Here is a 1,641-nt window from a genome sequence, read left to right as displayed (position 1 = left end):
AGCCACTGCCGCCGCTGCATCAGCCAGGCGAAGTCCAGCTTGTCCTCCCCCAACAGGCTTTGGCGGTTCGCCAGCGCTACCGCATGCCGGTGGCGAAAGCGACGCTGCGGTCTGCTTCCCCTCAACCGCCGGTGCACTTCCAGCCACAGGCGATAATCCACGCGCCGCAGCAGAGCACACGTCAGGCGGTTGCCCATCCCGGCCCCCGTTGCCGATAAGCGGGCCATCGCGTCCAGGCCGTTGCGCCAGGCTAAATACCCCCGAACCGCGAGCAGGCGCATCACGGGGCCAGCGGCTTATCGTGCTGCAACAGCGACAGCAGCTGCCGGCTGAAAGCGGAAAACTCACGATCTTGCAGCGCCAGCCATTTGCGATTGACGATAAAACTGGGGGTCGCGTTGATCTGGTAATAGCGGCTCACTGCCGTCATATACGCCAACAGCTCTTTGACCCGTTCCGACTCTCTGGCCTGCTGATAGGCGGCCTCATCGATACCGTTGGCCGTCAGCCAGGCGCTGAGCTGCTTGTCGTCCGCCAGGTTGAGGTTTTCTTTGATAATCGCGCGGTAAGCGGCGGGGCGATGCTGCGCTTCGATCCCCATGATCGTCAGCGTGGCGAACAGGGGCGCAAAGGCCGCCATGCCGGCTTGACTGTCGTCGCTGAGGTGCAAGCGCACCAATTTGGCCCCCGCCGGTAAATTTTTTTCCAGCTCGGCCACGCCGCTTTCGTTGATTTCACAATAGTGGCAGGCGTAAGAGAAGACTTCGACAAGGGTATTATCGTCTTGCAGCGGGCTTTGCTCTATTTTTTCCGGGGAGATAAAGCTCAGACTTTCTGCCTCCGGCGGTTGCATGACGTAATGTTTAAAATAAAATGCGGTCAAAAGAGAAGAGGCAAAAACAATGACAAGCGTGTAGCTAATGAAAAGCAAGGGACGTTTATACATAACGGACGCATCCTGCGCATATATTAATATTCACCCGGCAGGGTGAATACATGAAAAAGAGTTAATACCGTAAATAATGAGATCGTAAAGATGACTTTTTCGCCCGGTATCAGGCGGGCCAGCGTGAACGCTGCCCGCCTGCCCACCGCTAATCTAAATGCAGGGGGTTAACCCGCCTCAGCTTGGCGTGGTGGGGTTAGACGGGCAGCTTGCTGCCGGCGCAGGGTAATAGAACTTCTGTACGCCACCGAATTTGTTCGCACAGGTTTTCACCAGCTGGCAGGTGCGGTTATTGCCGCTGCCCACCCAAGCGAAATCTTTGGTACAAACAAAAGTACCGCCGACGATGTTTTCCGCTTCTGACAGATTGATTTTCTTCATTACAATATCCTTATATACATTAAAATATAAACACACTACCCATTACTCTGTCGGCAGACAGAGCAATTCTTCAATACATTTTAAAACCATCTAACAAATAACAATGAGAGCGTTTCGGGAAAAAGCATAGCTATCCCAAACGAGCAGATCAATACAATTATTTACACTGCAAGTGAGAGTTAATCGAATAAGTAAACCGTGAATGCGGGAATATTCAAATTTAAATTAGTCTAAAAACAAGAAAAGCAGATCAAAGCCTATTAAAGCAAGAAAAACAGAAAAGGATAATTCTCAATAAAATGAAAAAACAAATA

Annotated in this window: 2 protein-coding genes and 1 pseudogene; all 3 read right to left on the bottom strand. The window is 51.4% G+C overall.

The annotated features are described in order from the left end of the window. Window positions 1-281: pseudogene (locus tag VGM55_RS20145) on the bottom strand (ABC transporter); the annotation flags it as partial. Further along, window positions 281-946, bottom strand: a complete 666-nt coding sequence (locus VGM55_RS20140; protein WP_331636453.1) for a DsbA family protein — start codon at window positions 944-946, stop codon at window positions 281-283. The pseudogene VGM55_RS20145 and the gene VGM55_RS20140, both read right to left, overlap by 1 nt. Window positions 947-1,123: 177 nt before the next feature. Next, window positions 1,124-1,327 (bottom strand): DUF4762 family protein, encoded by a 204-nt coding sequence (locus VGM55_RS20135; protein ID WP_331636452.1) that lies wholly within the window; start codon window positions 1,325-1,327, stop codon window positions 1,124-1,126. Window positions 1,328-1,641: the final 314 nt, after the last annotated feature.

This window comes from Cedecea sp. (assembly GCF_036500665.1).
GTDB lineage: Bacteria > Pseudomonadota > Gammaproteobacteria > Enterobacterales > Enterobacteriaceae > Cedecea.
This window is presented reverse-complemented; position numbering and strand designations above follow the sequence as displayed.